The organism is Enterobacter sp. N5-15 (genome assembly GCF_057221635.1).
The window spans coordinates 4,793,681-4,811,003 of sequence record NZ_CM170150.1; the positions used below are offsets into that span (position 1 = coordinate 4,793,681).

The following is a 17,323-nucleotide window of genomic DNA, read 5'->3' on the forward strand; positions in this document are numbered from 1 at the left end:
TTAACTTTATACGCTAAAAACATATACGTATATTTAACAACATTATAGGTCAGATGGATTAGGACGCGATACCACCCCACCTAAAATTAAAAACAACGTATTACTTTTCAATCTGTTACAAGCTGCTTTTCTTAGGCTTACCTCATCTAAAACGACATAATGAGATTTCATTACACTTCGCCAGGCTAAATAACTATATTGAGCCGCAACCAGAGAAAAGGCTGACGTAACGGCAGAAAGAAGAAACGAATCTTTAGCTATTAGTGCTATTTCGTAAATCTCCTTTTCGACTTTTTTTTGTCGAATAATCTTAAAGGATTGATGAATATTCCTGGTTTCTTCTGCCAGCTGATGTTCTTTCGCTTTGACGACGGCCTGACGGAATAGAGACCACCAGGAATTTATATTCCCTGCCATTGTTTTTCGTAAATAAGGCAGGTTCACCAAATATGTTTCAAGATTGACACATTTGAGCGGCAGTGAAATATTGACTATGAAAATAAGACAGGAGTGGACTGGATGATAACATCGTCGCAAAAGGTTGTCCGCTGTATAAGCTGTGAATTGTCCTGTCAGTTATATCCAGACAACGCAGTACGTTCACAATACTGTGGCAACGCCTCGTTCGCGGTTTGGCCGGTTGGTAACCATTTCCTGCAGACTGCAGTTGAAAATAAAATATTGCACGGGAATAAGAATCACTTATCACGTGGATTTATTTTTGTAGATTTTTCGATGTACAACCTGCGCGTACTTGCCGATCCGCAATGGATTGAACGTCTGGCGATAACCAACATGAACATCGTGATTATCACGGACCGCAGGCTGGAGGCGCTAGCTAATTATTTATTCAATCACCGCAGTGAAATAAAGGGAGTTATTTATTCGGATGATAATGACGTTATATTACAGGAAAAAATTAGCCATCTTTTCTCCGGTAGAAGGGTGAATAGCAGACGAGGAAGTACGTTGAATACCGTCGAATTCACTTTACTTAACCGATTTTTATCAGGAGCGTGCCTCCAGGAGATTATAAAAACAGATAGCATTGATGTTAAAAAAATTTATGTTCATAAAATACGACTTGAGAGGAAGTTAGGTACCAGTATTCATAAAATTCTCGTTTCTATTTTGTAATTTCAACCACTTAACATACCCACATTTAATGCTGTGGAGGATGTTCTACGCCTGAAAGAAAGGGGCTATCTATGCCATATTTAATGAAACACTCACCAATCGCCGCTGCGATTTCTCTGGCGTTATCGTCAGCGCTATTTACCGCACATGCGGCGGTAATAGATTTTGCTAATTTACCTGCCTCTGGAGCAGTAACGGATTTGCCTGCAGAAATACAGGCGTTGATTCCTGCAACGGCAAACGCGAACTTTAGCAAAAATACCGGCGATCCTAACTATGTCTACCAGTACAGCGCGGGTAATATCCCGATCTACGGAGATGGGATCACCCTCGAAGGACCAGGGGCGGAAGCCTTTGAGCATTCGGTCACCGTTATTCAGAACTCCACGTCCGGCAGCCCGGGGGTGATATTTGGTAACGATCTCACTATTCGCACCCAGTCAAAAGTGGCCGCCAATAATGGTAAAGACGTGGACGGCATTCGCACCCATGGTATGAACACGCCGGACAACCCGGTGTTTATCATTACCGGCGACCGCACCCATATTTACGTCAATGGCCAAAGCGGTGACGGCATCAATGCCGGATACAGCTCCTTCAGCCAGGGCTCTCTCGGCTCCGCCAATATTTATGTGGGTGACGATCTCTATATCGAAACCACCGGCAGTACCGGTCGAGGCATCAGCGCCTATGCACTGAATGATGCGTCAAAGGCCAAAAATAACGTTATCGTCGGCGATCGTGCGCATATTGTAACGCGTGGTACCTACGCCGAGGGGATTCGTACCAACCAGAGCGGCTCATACGTTCGTCTGGGGAATGAGGCCGCCATCGAAACGTACGGCACATCGGCCTACGGCCTGTATGCAGGTTCCGCATCTAAAATTGAGCTGGGAAAAAAAGCGGCGATAACCACCGACGCGGCCAGCGCCTCCGGGGTTTATTCTACCGGCTCGTCAACCATCACCCTTGATGAGGGCGCGACCATCACCACCAACGGAGCCAGCGCGCATGGCGTCTATGCGTACACAGGCGCGGTGAATCTTGGAGATAAGGTCACGATTGCGGTCAACAGCAGCGAGAAAACCAGCAGCTCCGCGCAGGCGCCGCACGGGATGTATGCCTGGTCACGCGGCGTGATTACGCTCGAGGGTGGTGCAACCGTTACCGCCGCAGGCCAGCGCGACAGCGGAAGCTATGCCCTGAACGCCGGCAACGGTGGCGTGATTGATGCCTCTGCGGGCGGAAAATTCGTCCTCAACGGCGATATCCTCTCCGCAGGCGGCGTCGCGGCCACCAGCACTGCCGCAGCGCAGAACAGCGCGATCGCGCTAACCATGCAGGATAACTCACTCTGGAACGGGGCGTCTTACATTGAGAGCAACGCCAACGGTACCGGGACTATAGCGCTTACGATGAATGATGCCGTGTGGAATATGCGCGACAGCTCGACGCTGACCAGCCTGACGCTGAATGCGGGCGGCACGATTAACTTCCAGCATGCTGAGGATGCGGCGTGGCAAACCCTGACCATCAGTGACGATTTTATCGGCAACGGCGGCAAGCTGGTTTTCAATACCGTGCTGTTTGACGATACCTCGGAAACGGACAAACTGATCGTTGAAGGGAACACCTCCGGTCATACCGGGGTGGAAGTGAACAACATTGGCGGTACTGGCGCACAAACCGTAGAAGGGATTGAAATTGTCAGCGTGGGCGGCAACTCTGACGGAACGTTTGAGAAGGCCAACCGTATCGTGGCGGGAGGCTATGACTATAACGTTGTGCAAAAAGGTAAAAACTGGTTTCTGACCAGCCTGGTTGAGCCCGTTGACCCACCGGTTGACCCTGTGGACCCGCCAGTCGACCCGGTAGATCCACCCGTCGACCCGGTGATTCCGCCGCAGGAACCGGTCCCTCCTGCTGCACCACCGAAAAGCGAGCATCAGTACCGCCCGGAATTTGGTAGCTATCAGGCGAACAGCTATGCGGCAAATACGCTGTTTATGACCCGCCTGCACGACCGTCTGGGTGAAACGCAGTACACCGACCTGCTCACCGGCGAGCAAAAAGTAACGAGCCTGTGGATGCGTAACGTCGGCGGCCATACGCGTTTCAGAGACGGCAGCGGCCAGTTAAAAACGACCGCCAATCGCTACGTGCTGCAACTGGGTGGTGATGTCGCCCAGTGGAGCACAGACGGCCTGGATCGGTGGCATCTCGGCCTGATGGCGGGCTACGGCAACAGCCAGAGCCGGAGTGCTTCCAGCCTGACCGGATACCACTCACGTGGCGAAGTGAATGGCTATAGCGTAGGCCTGTACGGCACCTGGTACGCAAACGACGCGGATAAAAGCGGTACCTACGTTGATAGCTGGATGCTGTATAACTGGTTCGACAATAAGGTGATGGGGCAGGATCAGGCGACTGAGCGTTATCGCTCCAGCGGCGTAACCGCCTCTGTAGAAGCTGGCTATAGCGTTAAGATGGGCGAAAGCGGCCGCAACAGCTACTGGCTCCAGCCGAAGGCGCAGGCCGTTTGGATGGACGTGCAGGCTGACGACCATCGCGAGCGCAACGGCACGCGGGTGAAAGACGAGACTCAGGGGAACCTGATGACACGTCTCGGCGTGAAGGCCTATATCAGCGGACATAACGCGATTGACGACGGTAAAGCCCGCACCTTCCAGCCGTTTATCGAAGCGAACTGGATCCACAATACCCAGACCACGCGCATCCGCATGGATGACGTCAGCAATGAAATGCGCGGTACTCGCAATATCGGTGAACTTAAGACAGGTGTAGAAGGACAAATTACGCCGCAGCTTAGCGTATGGGGCAATGTCGCTCAGCAGATAGGCGACAAAGGCTACAGCGATACCCAGGGGATGCTGGGGGTGAAATACAGCTTCAAATAACAACAAAAAAGCCGCTGATTTCTCAGCGGCTTTTTTTAATACGCATTAGCCGTATTAGTCTTCTTTCGGACCGCGCATCGCACGTTTACGATCGTTCTCGGTCAGGTGACGTTTACGGATACGAATTGACTGTGGAGTCACTTCTACCAGTTCGTCATCATCGATGAATTCCAGAGCCTGCTCCAGAGTCATCTTGATCGGTGGAACCAGAACCGTTGCTTCGTCAGTACCGGACGCACGCATGTTGGTCAGTTTCTTACCGGTCAGGCAGTTTACGGTCAGGTCGTTAGAACGACTGTGAATACCGATGATCTGGCCTTCATAAACTTCAGCACCGTGACCCAGGAACAGCTTACCGCGATCCTGCAGACCGAACAGCGCAAACGCAACCGCTTTACCCTGACCGTTGGAGATCAGCACGCCGTTGTTACGCTGGCCCACTTCGCCCGGACGCACGTCGTCGTAGTGGCTGAAGGTGGAGTACAGCAGACCGGTACCGGAGGTCATGGTCATGAACTCTGAACGGAAGCCGATCAGACCACGGCTTGGGATCACGTAGTCGAGACGTACGCGGCCTTTGCCATCTGGATTCATGTTTTTCAGGTCGCCTTTACGCTCACCCAGAGCCTGCATCACAGAACCCTGGTGCTGCTCTTCAACGTCCAGCGTTACGTTTTCGAATGGCTCTTGTTTACGGCCATCGATCTCGCGGAAGATTACTTTCGGACGGGAAACCGCCATTTCGAAACCTTCACGACGCATGTTTTCGATCAGAACAGACAGGTGCAGCTCACCACGACCAGAAACGCGGAATGCGTCTGCATCCGGGGTTTCTTCAACGCGCAGCGCAACGTTGTGCACCAGCTCTTTGTTCAGGCGGTCAAGGATCTGACGAGAGGTAACGAACTTACCTTCTTTACCACAGAACGGAGAGGTGTTGACGTTGAAGAACATGGTTACGGTTGGTTCATCAACGGATAGGGCTGGCAGCGCTTCGACGTTCTGCGGATCGCAGATGGTGTCGGAGATGTTCAGCTCACCCAGACCGGTGATAGCGATGATGTCGCCCGCTTCAGCGATGTCGCTCTCGATACGCTCAAGACCCAGGTGAGTCAGTACTTTACCAACTTTACCGTTACGGGTTTTGCCTTCGCTATCGATGATAGTAACCTGCTGGTTAGGCTTCACTTTACCGCGCTTGATACGACCAATGCCGATTACGCCAACGTAGTTGTTGTAGTCGAGCTGAGAGATCTGCATCTGCAGGGTGCCGTCGAGATCGACGTTTGGCGCAGGAACACGGTCAACAATCGCCTGATACAGCGGGGTCATGTCTTCAGCCATGTCTTCGTGGTCCAGACCTGCGATACCGTTCAGCGCAGAGGCGTAAACGATAGGGAAGTCCAGCTGCTCGTCGGTCGCGTCGAGGTTAACGAACAAGTCGAAGACCTGGTCAACAACCCAGTCAGGACGCGCGCCAGGGCGGTCAACTTTGTTGATAACAACGATTGGCTTCAGACCATGGGCAAAAGCTTTTTTGGTCACGAAGCGCGTCTGTGGCATTGGGCCATCCATTGCGTCAACGACCAGCAGAACGGAGTCTACCATGGACATTACACGTTCAACTTCACCACCGAAGTCGGCGTGCCCTGGGGTATCAACGATGTTGATACGGTAGTCATTCCATTTAATCGCGGTGTTTTTCGCGAGGATGGTAATCCCACGCTCTTTCTCCAAATCGTTGGAGTCCATCACGCGTTCTTGGGTTTCGGCACGCGCATCAAACGTACCGGATTGCTGCAGCAGCTTGTCAACCAGGGTAGTTTTACCATGGTCTACGTGCGCGATGATGGCGATGTTACGCAAATTTTCGATCACAACTTTGCCTCAGGCATTTAGAAATAGCGCGTTATTGTACACGGATTAATCGCACTACAAAACAGGATCACAAACATCCCCCGCAAACAAGTTTTGCAGAGATGCTTTGTGATCGCTTTCACGGAGCGGTAAAAGGGCACTTTAACGTAAATTGCACCAATATGGTGCTCAATGTTCACATTGAAGCACTATACTGGTGCAACAAATCCATCGTGGTGCAGCCCTTTTGCACTATGGTGCGCATGATAACGCCTTTTTGGGGTGTTTTAAAAGTTGGCACAGATTTCGCTTTATAAAAAATACATGGCAACAGCCAGTACAAACAGAAATTGAAGACCTCGTTACCACGACGACAATGACCAATCTGGAGAGTTAAGTATGTCCGCTGAACACGTTTTGACGATGCTGAACGAACATGAAGTGAAGTTTGTTGATCTGCGCTTCACCGATACCAAAGGTAAAGAACAGCACGTCACAATCCCTGCTCATCAGGTGAACGCCGAATTCTTTGAAGAAGGCAAAATGTTTGACGGCTCCTCCATTGGCGGCTGGAAAGGCATTAACGAATCCGACATGGTTCTGATGCCGGACCCGACCACTGCGCTCATTGACCCGTTCTTCGAAGAACCAACCCTGATCATCCGTTGCGACATCCTCGAGCCAGGCACGCTGCAGGGCTACGACCGCGACCCACGTTCTATCGCAAAACGTGCTGAAGAGTACCTGCGTTCTACCGGCATCGCAGACACCGTTCTGTTCGGGCCAGAGCCAGAGTTCTTCCTGTTTGACGACATCCGTTTCGGCGCTTCAATTTCTGGTTCCCACGTGGCTATCGACGACATCGAAGGCGCATGGAACTCTTCCACCAAATACGAAGGTGGTAACAAAGGTCACCGTCCTGGCGTGAAAGGCGGTTACTTCCCGGTTCCTCCGGTCGATTCTTCACAGGACATCCGTTCTACCATGTGTCTGATCATGGAAGAGATGGGCCTGGTTGTTGAAGCGCACCACCACGAAGTGGCGACCGCTGGCCAGAACGAAATCGCTACCCGCTTCAACACCATGACCAAGAAAGCGGATGAGATTCAGATCTACAAATACGTCGTGCACAACGTTGCGCACCGTTTCGGTAAAACCGCGACCTTCATGCCAAAACCAATGTTTGGCGATAACGGTTCCGGTATGCACTGCCACATGTCTCTGTCCAAGAACGGTACCAACCTGTTCTCTGGCGACAAATATGCCGGTCTGTCCGAGCAGGCGCTGCACTACATCGGTGGTGTTATCAAACACGCTAAAGCGATCAACGCCCTGGCGAACCCAACCACTAACTCCTACAAGCGTCTGGTCCCGGGCTACGAAGCGCCAGTGATGCTGGCCTACTCTGCACGTAACCGTTCTGCTTCTATCCGTATCCCGGTTGTTGCTTCTCCGAAAGCACGTCGTATCGAAGTGCGCTTCCCGGATCCAGCGGCTAACCCATACCTGTGCTTCGCAGCACTGCTGATGGCCGGTCTGGACGGTATCAAGAACAAGATCCACCCGGGCGAAGCGATGGACAAAAACCTGTACGACCTGCCGCCAGAAGAAGCGAAAGAGATCCCACAGGTTGCTGGCTCTCTGGAAGAAGCCCTGCAGGCGCTGGACGCAGACCGTGAGTTCCTGACTGCGGGCGGTGTGTTTACTGATGAAGCGATCGACGCTTACATCGCTCTGCGTATTGAAGAGAACGACCGTGTACGTATGACTCCACACCCGGTTGAGTTCGAGCTGTACTACAGCGTTTAATAAAGTTGTTTTACCCGGCGTGATAAGCGCCGGGGGTAGTTGCCGTGGAAACTTTTAGCCCATCTCCGGATGGGCTTTTTTCTCCACCAACAACCTGATCTCACGCGCTTTTTACACCGAAAACGCTATACTGCACTAAAACAGTGCAAACAACTCCAGGAGACTGCTGAATGGCAACTGGCACGCTGCCCGATGCTGGGCAGATCCTCAATTCTTTGATTAACAGCATTTTGCTGGTCGATGACGAGCTGGCCGTTCATTACGCCAACCCGGCGGCGCAGCAGCTGCTCGCCCAAAGCGCACGTAAACTGTTCGGCACCCCGCTTCCTGAACTCCTGAGCTATTTTTCGCTGAATATTGGCCTGATGCAGGAAAGTTTGCAGGCTGGCCAGGGGTTTACCGATAACGAAGTGACGCTGGTGATCGACGGGCGCTCGCACATTCTGTCGCTGACCGCGCAGCGTCTTCCCGATGGGATGATCCTGCTGGAAATGGCGCCGATGGATAACCAGCGTCGACTGAGCCAGGAGCAGCTTCAGCATGCGCAGCAAATTGCCGCCCGTGACCTGGTGCGCGGTCTGGCACATGAAATCAAAAACCCGCTGGGTGGATTACGCGGCGCGGCGCAGCTTCTGACCAAGGCGCTGCCCGACCCCGCGCTGGCGGAGTATACCAACGTCATCATTGAGCAGGCGGACCGTCTGCGGAATCTGGTAGACCGTCTTCTCGGTCCTCAGCAGCCGGGAATGCACGTCACTGAAAGCATCCATAAAGTGGCTGAGCGGGTGGTGAAGCTCGTCTCAATGGAGCTGCCGGAGAACGTCACCCTGGTACGTGATTACGACCCAAGCCTGCCGGAACTGGCCCATGATCCGGACCAGATTGAGCAGGTCCTGTTGAATATTGTGCGTAATGCCCTGCAGGCGCTGGGACCCGAAGGGGGCGAGATTATTTTACGCACCCGCACCGCCTTCCAGCTCACGTTACACGGCGTGCGCTACCGGCTGGCGGCCCGAATCGACGTTGAGGATAACGGGCCCGGCATTCCATCGCATCTACAGGATACCCTGTTCTACCCGATGGTAAGCGGTCGCGAAGGCGGTACCGGCCTGGGCTTATCCATTGCCCGCAGTTTGATCGATCAACACTCCGGGAAAATTGAATTTACCAGTTGGCCGGGACATACCGAGTTTTCGGTTTTCCTGCCGATTAAAAAATAAAGGTGACGTTTATGCAACGAGGGATAGTCTGGGTAGTCGATGACGATAGCTCCATCCGTTGGGTGCTTGAACGCGCGCTCACAGGGGCGGGATTAAGCTGCACGACGTTTGAGAGCGGCAGCGAAGTGCTCGACGCACTCACCACCAAAACGCCAGATGTTCTGCTTTCGGATATTCGTATGCCGGGCATGGACGGGCTGGCGCTGTTAAAGCAGATCAAACAACGCCACCCTATGCTTCCGGTCATCATAATGACCGCGCACTCCGATCTGGATGCCGCAGTGAGCGCCTACCAGCAAGGGGCGTTCGATTATCTGCCCAAACCGTTTGATATCGACGAAGCGGTGGCGCTGGTTGAGCGCGCGATTAGCCATTATCAGGAGCAGCAACAGCCGCGCCACGCGCCCGATTTTGGGCCAACGACAGACATCATCGGCGAAGCGCCGGCGATGCAGGACGTGTTTCGCATTATTGGTCGTTTGTCCCGCTCGTCCATCAGCGTATTGATTAACGGTGAATCCGGAACCGGTAAAGAGCTTGTGGCGCATGCCTTGCACCGCCACAGCCCGCGGGCAAAAGCGCCGTTCATCGCCCTGAATATGGCGGCGATCCCGAAGGATTTGATTGAGTCCGAACTGTTCGGCCATGAAAAAGGGGCATTTACCGGCGCAAATACCATTCGTCAGGGGCGGTTCGAACAGGCTGACGGCGGCACGCTGTTCCTGGATGAAATCGGCGATATGCCGCTGGATGTCCAGACCCGCCTGCTGCGCGTGCTGGCCGACGGGCAGTTTTATCGCGTGGGCGGCTATGCGCCGGTGAAGGTGGACGTGCGTATTATCGCCGCGACCCACCAGAACCTGGAGCAACGCGTGCAGGAAGGGAAATTCCGCGAGGATTTATTCCACCGTCTGAACGTCATCCGCGTTCATCTGCCGCCGCTGCGTGAGCGTCGGGAAGATATTCCCCGCCTGGCACGCCATTTCCTGCAGGTGGCCGCCCGCGAGCTGGGTGTGGAAGCCAAGCAGCTTCACCCGGAAACCGATGCCGCTCTGACGCGTCTGGCGTGGCCGGGCAACGTGCGTCAGCTGGAAAACACCTGCCGCTGGTTAACCGTGATGGCCGCCGGGCAGGAAGTGCTGATTCAGGATTTACCGGCCGAGCTGTTTGAAGCAACCGCGCCTGAAAGCAGTACCGGGCACGCGCTGCCGGACAGCTGGGCGACGCTGCTGGCACAGTGGGCCGACCGCGCGCTGCGTTCCGGTCATCAAAACCTGCTGTCTGAAGCTCAGCCAGAGATGGAGCGTACGCTGTTAACCACCGCGCTTCGCCATACGCAGGGTCATAAGCAGGAAGCCGCTCGCCTGTTGGGATGGGGACGTAATACCCTGACGCGCAAGCTTAAAGAGCTGGGAATGGAGTGATCGTACGCCGCCGTGTAAAGGTTATTAATTGAGCGCAAATTGCCGTTATTTTGCGCTTTACTGTTCCGATGAGTTTTGTATGATCGTGCCCGGAAATTGGGGGTGAACATCATGCTGGAAACAATCGTGAATATGCTCTCTAGCGTAGCCGCTGAAAGCCACACGCCACAAACAGCCGTTGCGGCTATGTTGTGCGCGGCGCTGGTTGGGCTGTTTAGCTAGCGAGCTGTCAATGAAAAGCCGGGTGGCGCTTCGCTTACCCGGCCTACATTTCGCATTTTTGTAGGCCGGGTAAGGCGAAGCCGCCACCCGGCATCGCAGTTTAAATCACCCGCGAGAACTGCTGCAGGCGCGCTTTCTGACGCAGATAGGCGTCAAAGCACATGCAGATGTTACGAATCAACAGACGCCCTTTCGGCGTGACCTCAATCGCGCTTTCCGACACATCCACCAGCCCGTCTTTCGCCAGCGGTGCAATCAGCTTCAGGTCTTCCGCAAAATAATCGCTAAAATGCAGATCCCACTGCGACTCAACGTCGCTGAAATCGAGACGGAAGTTGCAGATGAGCGCCTTAATGACATCGCGACGGATGCAGTCGTCGCGCGTTAACGCAATGCCGCGCCACAGCGCGTTGCCCGTTTCATCAACCTGCTGGTAGTAGAGCTTCAGCTCTTTCTGGTTCTGCGCGTAACAGTCGCCAATCATACTGATGGCGGAGACGCCCATCCCCAGCAAATCGGTATCGCCCTGTGTCGTGTAGCCCTGGAAGTTGCGGTGCAGAACGCCTTCCCGCTGAGCAATCGCCAGCTCGTCATCCGGACGGGCAAAGTGATCCATCCCGATAAACTGATAGCCGGTTTCGGTCAGCGAGGTGATGGTTTCCTGCAGAATATCCAGCTTCTGCTGGGCAGAAGGAAGATCGGCATCTTTGATTTTGCGCTGGGCGGCAAAGAGCGTCGGCAGGTGCGCATAGTTAAAGACGCTCAGGCGGTCCGGGTTGAGTTCGGCCACGCGCTTCAGGGTGAAGGCGAAGCTCTCCGGCGTCTGCTTTGGCAGGCCGTAAATCAGGTCGATATTGGTCGAGGTGAAACCAATCTCACGCGCGTGGTTGAGTAAGGCGAAGATAAATTCTTCGTCCTGCTCGCGGTTCACCAGACGCTGAACCTCTTTATTGAAATCCTGCACGCCCATGCTCAGACGATTGAAGCCTTCGGCGCGTAAGTGATCCAGTACATCCAGCTCAATTTCACGCGGATCGACTTCGATCGAGATTTCAGCGTCGGCGTTAAAACTGAAATTGCCGCGCAGCAGGGTCATCAGGCGGCTGATTTGCGCTTTGTTCAGATAGGTTGGCGTGCCGCCGCCCCAGTGAAGCTGGCTGACGTGACGGCCAGCAAACAGCGGTGCGCGATGGACAATTTCTTGTTCGAGCGCATCAAGATACTGGTCGGCTTTATGCTGCTGACGGGTAACGATTTTATTGCAGCCGCAGAAGTAACACAGCTTATGGCAGAACGGAATATGGACGTAGAGCGACAGCGGACGCTCAGGATAGCGCGCGACAGCCTGCTGGAAATCACGCTCGCCGAAGGCATCGGAGAACTCCAGCGCGGTGGGGTATGACGTATAACGCGGCCCGGAATAGTTATATTTCTGGATTAGGGCCAAATCCCAGTCGATAGTTGGTGCTGACATGCTCACTCCTTCCGTTGGTGTCGCGTTCGTATACGGCGGCCCGTTCTGGCCCCGTTGCGGGCCATCACTCGGGTGCGCAGCCACTTCTGTCGCCGCGACAACCGCCGTAGTTTAACGAATAACCACACCAGATAACATATAACCGGAAGGGTTATAAGCAGGACTATCGTGCCTGCCGGGTGCAAATGTTAGTTTCCACCCTTCAGAAGACGCATCATATCTTCCTGCTTCTCGTCTTCTTCTTCATCTTCGTCATCGTCGTATGACAGGCCCAGCTTCTGCATCAGTTCATCGATACGATCCAGCTTGGCATCCACCCATGACTGCTCTTCAGCGGTCAGGGTTTCCCCCTCTTCAAGACGTTCCAGCAGCGCGTCCAGGCGCTCATCGTTCTCCAGCAAATCCAGCTCAGCCTGCGGTGAAAGCATAGGTTTCTCGCTCTTTGGTTTGTGCTGCTTAGTGACCGGGGTGTCTGTCACGCCCAGTGGAATGGGAGTTTTACTGCCGATACGAGGGTCTTTCTGCTGTTTGCCTTTTGCAGAAGCACCCGCTGCACCACCACCGTTGGCACGGCTACCCGCAGTATGACCGCGATGTTTTTTGTCGCGTTTACGATCGCGCGCTTCCTGGTTCAGTTCTTCGCGCGTTTTGCGGCGTGCTTTTGCAGGGCGTTTCGCGCCCGCAGCGGAGGTTGGTTTTTTCATGATGTTTTATCTTTAAGTCGTTTTCTTCAGTATAGAATTGCGGCGAAATCTAGCAGAAAGCAAGCAAAGAAAAAAGGCGACAGAGCAATCTGTCGCCTTTTTTCCTGACTCACAACCCTTAGCGGGTCAGACATTCCATGTTTGCCAACAACAAACCCTGTTTATCCCTTGGCAAATACCGTCCGTGATACGGTTCCGTTTCCTGTTAAAACGCCTCCAGGCGCTGGTCATCCTGACAATCCTGCGTCTTCGCCTCCTGGCGTTCCTGACCCTTGTCCTTAAGTCGATATCCTGTTGGCTTCCTCGCCCTGACGCACACTTTACCTTGTTCCGTTAAACTAACAAGCAACGAAACGGTACAAAAAGGGATTTTCAGACAATTACCCGGAAATAAGCTTATGATTTAAAACAGTTTGGCTTTTTTGACGCCTGCGAATTCTCTGAAATCTCCCATAGCATCACAGGCCGATCTCTCACACCGGTTGGGGCATTCGCCTACAGGTCATAGCAATCAGAAAAGCCTTTTGCCTGCATTCGGGTATAATCCCCTTCAGATTACGATTTTGGAGACGACCACGTGACTACCTGGAACTACCAACAGACGCATTTTGTCACCAGTGCGCCCGATATTCGCCACCTTCCTTCTGATACCGGTATTGAAGTGGCATTTGCTGGCCGCTCCAATGCGGGGAAATCCAGCGCCCTGAATACGCTGACCAATCAGAAGAGCCTGGCGCGTACCTCAAAAACACCTGGCCGTACCCAGCTGATCAACCTGTTTGAAGTCGCTGAGGGCAAACGCCTGGTCGACTTACCGGGCTACGGTTACGCGCAGGTACCGGAAGAGATGAAAATCAAGTGGCAGCGTGCGCTGGGTGAATACCTGGAAAAACGCCTGTGCCTGAAAGGTCTGGTGGTGCTGATGGATATTCGCCATCCCCTGAAAGATCTGGATCAGCAGATGATCGACTGGGCTGTAGCAAGCGATATCGCCGTGCTGGTGCTGCTGACGAAAGCCGATAAGCTGGCAAGCGGCGCGCGCAAAGCGCAGGTGAATATGGTTCGCGAAGCGGTGCTGGCGTTCAACGGTGATGTGCAGGTTGAACCGTTCTCCTCCCTGAAAAAGCAGGGCGTGGACAAGCTGCGTCAGAAGCTCGACACCTGGTTTAGCGAGCTGGAACCCGCGACGGAAGCGGAAGAAGAGTAATACCGAACGCGGCGATGGCCGCGTTTTTTTTGCCAGAATTTTTCTTTGCCGCAATAAAAAACGCCCCAGTCATTACTGACTGGGGCGGCTAAAATATTCAGCCAAATCCGATTACGTGAAGTAAAAGGTCTGAAAGATAGAACATCTTACCTCTGTACCCTACGTCGATAACTCTACCCCTTTTTGTGCTGCAGAAAAAGCACTTTTTGTAGTTTTTTTTCATTCTTTACATAGGGAATTCTAATGATCGTCACAAAACGCGCGTTGTTATGTTGCAAACTTACATAAAAAGCGCGTTATGCGAAGAACCGTTAGTGAGCCTGATCCCAGTTTTCGCCACTTCCCACTTCCACCAGCAACGGCACGTCAAGCGTCATGCTGCTTTCCATCAGTTCGTGGATCTTCTTCGACACGGCCTCGAGGTCGTCTTTGTGCACTTCAAATACCAGTTCATCGTGTACCTGCATGATCATTTTCACGCGAGGCTTCTCTTTTTCCAGCCAGGCATCAACGGCGATCATTGCACGCTTAATAATGTCCGCCGCGGTACCCTGCATCGGGGCATTGATCGCCGCACGCTCTGCGCCAGCGCGACGCGCCGCGTTGCTGGATTTGATGTCCGGTAAGTAGAGACGGCGGCCATCCAGGGTTTCGACGTAACCTTTTTCCTTCGCCTGCGCGCGGGTACGTTCCATATATTCCAGCACGCCCGGATAACGCTCGAAGTAGAGATCCATATACTTCTGCGACTCTTTACGCGGAATATTGAGCTGGCGCGAAAGACCAAATGCACTCATACCGTAAATCAGGCCGAAGTTGATCGCTTTAGCGCTGCGGCGCTGCTCGTTGGTCACGCTGTCCAGCGGCAAACCGAAGACTTCGGCCGCGGTTGCACGGTGGATGTCCTTCCCTTCCGCAAACGCGGTCAGCAGGCCTTTGTCGCGGGACAGATGCGCCATAATGCGCAGCTCAATTTGCGAGTAGTCAGCAGAGACAATCAGATAATCCTCTGGTGCGATGAAAGCCTGGCGAATACGGCGGCCTTCTTCGTTACGTACAGGGATGTTCTGCAGGTTAGGATCGGTAGATGAGAGACGACCGGTCGCCGCGACAGCCTGATGATACGACGTGTGCACGCGACCCGTTTTCGGATTGATCATCAGCGGGAGCTTGTCGGTGTAGGTAGACTTTAGCTTCGCGAGACCACGGTACTGCAGAATCACTTTTGGCAGCGGGTAATCCAGCGCCAGCTCTTCCAGCACCTCTTCAGAGGTTGACGGTGCGCCGCCTGGGGTTTTCTTCAGCGGCTTGATGCCCTGCTTTTCAAACAGAATGGTTTGCAGCTGCTTCGGTGAAGAGAGGTTAAACGGCTCGCCTGCAAGCTCATGCGCTTTTTGCTCGAGCTCGGTCAAACGCTGCGCCAGCTCCCCGGAGTGGTTATGCAGCACCGTTGGGTCGATTTTCACGCCGTTACGTTCAATGCGTGACAGCACGGGCACCAGCGGCATCTCGATATGCTGGAACACGTTCATCGGACCCTCATGCTTCTGCAGTTTTGGCCACATCTTCAGGTGCAGCTGCAGCGTGACATCAGCATCTTCCGCCGCGTAGCGCCCCGCCTCTTCAAGAGCAATCTGGTTAAAGGTGAGCTGATTTTTCCCTTTACCGGCAATCTCTTCAAAGGTGATGGTTTTGTGCTTGAGCCAGCGGTCAGATAAGGAATCCATATCATGACGACCCGCGACGCTGTCCAGAATGTAGGATTCAAGCATGGTGTCGAAGGCAATCCCGCGCAGTTCAATGCCGTAGTTTTGCAGAATGCCGCGGTCGTACTTGAGGTTTTGCCCAACCTTGAGCGCCTTTTCGTCTTCCAGGATCGGCTTCAGCAGCTCAAGCACGCGTTCACGGGAAATTTGCTCCGGCGCATCCAGGTAATCGTGCGCCACAGGAACGTAGGCGGCAATACCCGGCTCTGTCGCAAATGACAGGCCAACCATATTGGCTGAGATGTTATCGAGACTGTCAGTTTCGGTATCAAAGGCAAAGACCGGTGCCTTTTTCAGTTTCTCGATCCAGGCGATCAGCTGCGACTCTTCAAGAATGGTTTCGTAGTTGTCGAAGGAAAGCGCCACGACTTCTTCTTCCGCCTGCTCTTCTGCGTCAACGACGATCGTCTCCTTCGGCTTTGCAGCAGGTTTGGCCCCTTTTGCCTGTAGCCATTTACCGGCTTCGACGTCAGTGATCCAGCGCTTGAATTCGTATTTCTTAAACAGGCTCAGCAGATCGTCAGCGGAAGGCTGTTGCACTTCAAGCTGCTCACAGCCCAGCTCCAGTTCGACATCGGTTTTGATTGTCGCCAGCTTATAGGAGAGATAAGCCACCTCTTTGTTCTCTTCCAGTTTTCCGGCCATGGTTTTTGCGCCACGGAAGGAGAGCCCGGCGATTTTATCTGATTCCGCGTACAGCGTATCCAAACCGCCCAGCCCCTGAAGCAGCGCCTGCGCGGTTTTTTCACCGACGCCAGGGACACCCGGGATATTATCGGAGGAGTCGCCCATCAACGCGAGGAAGTCGATAATCAGCTCGGGCGGCACACCATACTTAGTGACCACCTCTTCAGGCCCCAGAATGGTGTTGGTCATGGTGTTAATCAGGGTGATACCTGGCGTCACCAGCTGCGCCATATCTTTATCACCGGTGCTGATCAGTACAGGACGCCCTATCTTTTCTGCTTCACGCGCCAGCGTACCGATGACGTCATCGGCTTCAACGCCGGAGACGGCCAGCAGCGGCAACCCCATCGCTTTTACCATGGTGTGCAGCGGCTCAATCTGCGCACGCAGATCGTCAGGCATTGGCGGACGGTGAGATTTGTAATGCTCAAACAGCTCATCGCGGAAAGTTTTACCTTTCGCATCAAAGACCACAGCCGCATGGGTTGGCTGATACTGAAGGATCAGGCTGCGCAGCATATTCAGCACGCCGTACATTGCGCCGGTGGGTTCCCCTGCGCTATTGGTCAGAGGAGGAAACGCATGGTATGCCCGATACAGGTAAGAAGAGCCATCGACGAGAATAAGAGGGTTTTCTGGGATCTGAACCATAATGTCCGTGCCTTTAATCAATTTATGGGTAAAGGATGCCACAGAAGGATGAAAACATCAGTTATTAGCGCCTGATACAGGAAAAGATTTTGCGATCGTGAGGATCGCTCGCAAAAATCAAACTGTGGATAAGTTTGTGCATATTTTCACTTCATATGAATAACAGACGCAAAAATCACATATGCGATAATTTTTAGATCTTAATTATCATATTGTTATGTCATTAGATCTTATCTATATGGCCAAC

At 53.3% G+C, this 17,323-nt stretch carries 13 protein-coding genes; 7 read left to right on the forward strand and 6 right to left on the reverse strand.

Features of this window, described 5'->3' with window-relative positions; all coding sequences use genetic code 11:
• Window positions 1-42 precede the first annotated feature (42 nt).
• Window positions 43-417 (reverse strand): hypothetical protein, encoded by a 375-nt coding sequence (locus AC2TE5_RS22685; RefSeq protein ID WP_213329839.1) that lies wholly within the window; start codon window positions 415-417, stop codon window positions 43-45.
• 102 nt (window positions 418-519) lie between these two features.
• Between AC2TE5_RS22685 and AC2TE5_RS22690 the strand changes: the two genes are divergently transcribed.
• Both AC2TE5_RS22690 and AC2TE5_RS22695 read left to right on the forward strand, forming a co-directional pair.
• On the forward strand, window positions 520-1,137 hold the full coding sequence (locus tag AC2TE5_RS22690) for a helix-turn-helix transcriptional regulator (protein ID WP_121423251.1): 618 nt from the start codon (window positions 520-522) through the stop codon (window positions 1,135-1,137).
• 71 nt (window positions 1,138-1,208) lie between these two features.
• Entirely contained in the window at window positions 1,209-4,055 is a 2,847-nt protein-coding gene (locus AC2TE5_RS22695) for an autotransporter outer membrane beta-barrel domain-containing protein (protein WP_484612412.1), read from the forward strand.
• Between the two features lie 54 nt (window positions 4,056-4,109).
• On the opposite strand, the gene typA is transcribed toward AC2TE5_RS22695, so the two are convergent.
• The gene (gene typA, locus AC2TE5_RS22700) at window positions 4,110-5,933 is read right to left on the reverse strand and encodes a ribosome-dependent GTPase TypA (protein WP_029741474.1); all 1,824 of its coding nucleotides are present in this window, start codon (window positions 5,931-5,933) and stop codon (window positions 4,110-4,112) included.
• Window positions 5,934-6,311: 378 nt separating this feature from the next.
• On the opposite strand from typA, the gene glnA reads away from it, so the two are divergent.
• The 4 genes from glnA to AC2TE5_RS22720 all read left to right on the forward strand — a co-directional run bounded on the left by glnA (window position 6,312) and on the right by AC2TE5_RS22720 (window position 10,587).
• A complete protein-coding gene (gene glnA, locus AC2TE5_RS22705) occupies window positions 6,312-7,721 on the forward strand; it encodes a glutamate--ammonia ligase (RefSeq protein ID WP_484612413.1) in 1,410 nt (469 codons plus the stop codon).
• 170 nt (window positions 7,722-7,891) lie between these two features.
• Window positions 7,892-8,941 carry a nitrogen regulation protein NR(II) gene (glnL, locus tag AC2TE5_RS22710; RefSeq protein ID WP_023333897.1) on the forward strand — a complete coding sequence of 350 codons (1,050 nt, stop codon included), beginning with the start codon at window positions 7,892-7,894 and terminating at the stop codon, window positions 8,939-8,941.
• 11 nt (window positions 8,942-8,952) lie between these two features.
• A complete protein-coding gene (glnG, locus tag AC2TE5_RS22715; protein ID WP_023309765.1) occupies window positions 8,953-10,365 on the forward strand; it encodes a nitrogen regulation protein NR(I) in 1,413 nt (470 codons plus the stop codon).
• Window positions 10,366-10,476: 111 nt separating this feature from the next.
• Window positions 10,477-10,587 (forward strand): YshB family small membrane protein, encoded by a 111-nt coding sequence (locus AC2TE5_RS22720; RefSeq protein ID WP_484612414.1) that lies wholly within the window; start codon window positions 10,477-10,479, stop codon window positions 10,585-10,587.
• Between the two features lie 100 nt (window positions 10,588-10,687).
• Here AC2TE5_RS22720 and hemN read toward each other — a convergent pair whose 3' ends face one another.
• Both hemN and yihI read right to left on the reverse strand, forming a co-directional pair.
• Complete coding sequence (hemN, locus tag AC2TE5_RS22725) at window positions 10,688-12,061, reverse strand: oxygen-independent coproporphyrinogen III oxidase (RefSeq protein WP_484612415.1); 1,374 nt, start codon at window positions 12,059-12,061, stop codon at window positions 10,688-10,690.
• 188 nt (window positions 12,062-12,249) lie between these two features.
• Window positions 12,250-12,765: a Der GTPase-activating protein YihI gene (gene yihI / locus AC2TE5_RS22730; protein WP_033146972.1), complete on the reverse strand. Its 516-nt coding sequence runs from the start codon at window positions 12,763-12,765 to the stop codon at window positions 12,250-12,252.
• Window positions 12,766-13,342: 577 nt separating this feature from the next.
• Here yihI and yihA point away from each other — a divergent pair.
• Window positions 13,343-13,972 carry a ribosome biogenesis GTP-binding protein YihA/YsxC gene (gene yihA / locus AC2TE5_RS22735; protein WP_023309768.1) on the forward strand — a complete coding sequence of 210 codons (630 nt, stop codon included), beginning with the start codon at window positions 13,343-13,345 and terminating at the stop codon, window positions 13,970-13,972.
• A 97-nt stretch (window positions 13,973-14,069) separates the two neighbouring features.
• Here yihA and spfP read toward each other — a convergent pair whose 3' ends face one another.
• Both spfP and polA read right to left on the reverse strand, forming a co-directional pair.
• On the reverse strand, window positions 14,070-14,117 hold the full coding sequence (gene spfP, locus AC2TE5_RS22740; protein WP_071892919.1) for a small protein SpfP: 48 nt from the start codon (window positions 14,115-14,117) through the stop codon (window positions 14,070-14,072).
• A 166-nt stretch (window positions 14,118-14,283) separates the two neighbouring features.
• Window positions 14,284-17,076: a DNA polymerase I gene (gene polA / locus AC2TE5_RS22745; RefSeq protein WP_484612416.1), complete on the reverse strand. Its 2,793-nt coding sequence runs from the start codon at window positions 17,074-17,076 to the stop codon at window positions 14,284-14,286.
• Window positions 17,077-17,323 lie beyond the last annotated feature (247 nt).

Excerpts from the sequence above, each read along its gene's own strand:
- AC2TE5_RS22685 (WP_213329839.1), bottom strand. The coding sequence starts at position 417 with ATGGCAGGGAATATAAATTCCTGGTGGTCTCTATTCCGTCAGGCCGTC.
- AC2TE5_RS22690 (WP_121423251.1), top strand. The coding sequence starts at position 520 with ATGATAACATCGTCGCAAAAGGTTGTCCGCTGTATAAGCTGTGAATTG.
- AC2TE5_RS22695 (WP_484612412.1), top strand. The coding sequence starts at position 1,209 with ATGCCATATTTAATGAAACACTCACCAATCGCCGCTGCGATTTCTCTG.
- glnA (WP_484612413.1), top strand. The coding sequence starts at position 6,312 with ATGTCCGCTGAACACGTTTTGACGATGCTGAACGAACATGAAGTGAAG.
- glnL (WP_023333897.1), top strand. The coding sequence starts at position 7,892 with ATGGCAACTGGCACGCTGCCCGATGCTGGGCAGATCCTCAATTCTTTG.
- glnG (WP_023309765.1), top strand. The coding sequence starts at position 8,953 with ATGCAACGAGGGATAGTCTGGGTAGTCGATGACGATAGCTCCATCCGT.
- AC2TE5_RS22720 (WP_484612414.1), top strand. The coding sequence starts at position 10,477 with ATGCTGGAAACAATCGTGAATATGCTCTCTAGCGTAGCCGCTGAAAGC.
- hemN (WP_484612415.1), bottom strand. The coding sequence starts at position 12,061 with ATGTCAGCACCAACTATCGACTGGGATTTGGCCCTAATCCAGAAATAT.
- yihI (WP_033146972.1), bottom strand. The coding sequence starts at position 12,765 with ATGAAAAAACCAACCTCCGCTGCGGGCGCGAAACGCCCTGCAAAAGCA.
- polA (WP_484612416.1), bottom strand. The coding sequence starts at position 17,076 with ATGGTTCAGATCCCAGAAAACCCTCTTATTCTCGTCGATGGCTCTTCT.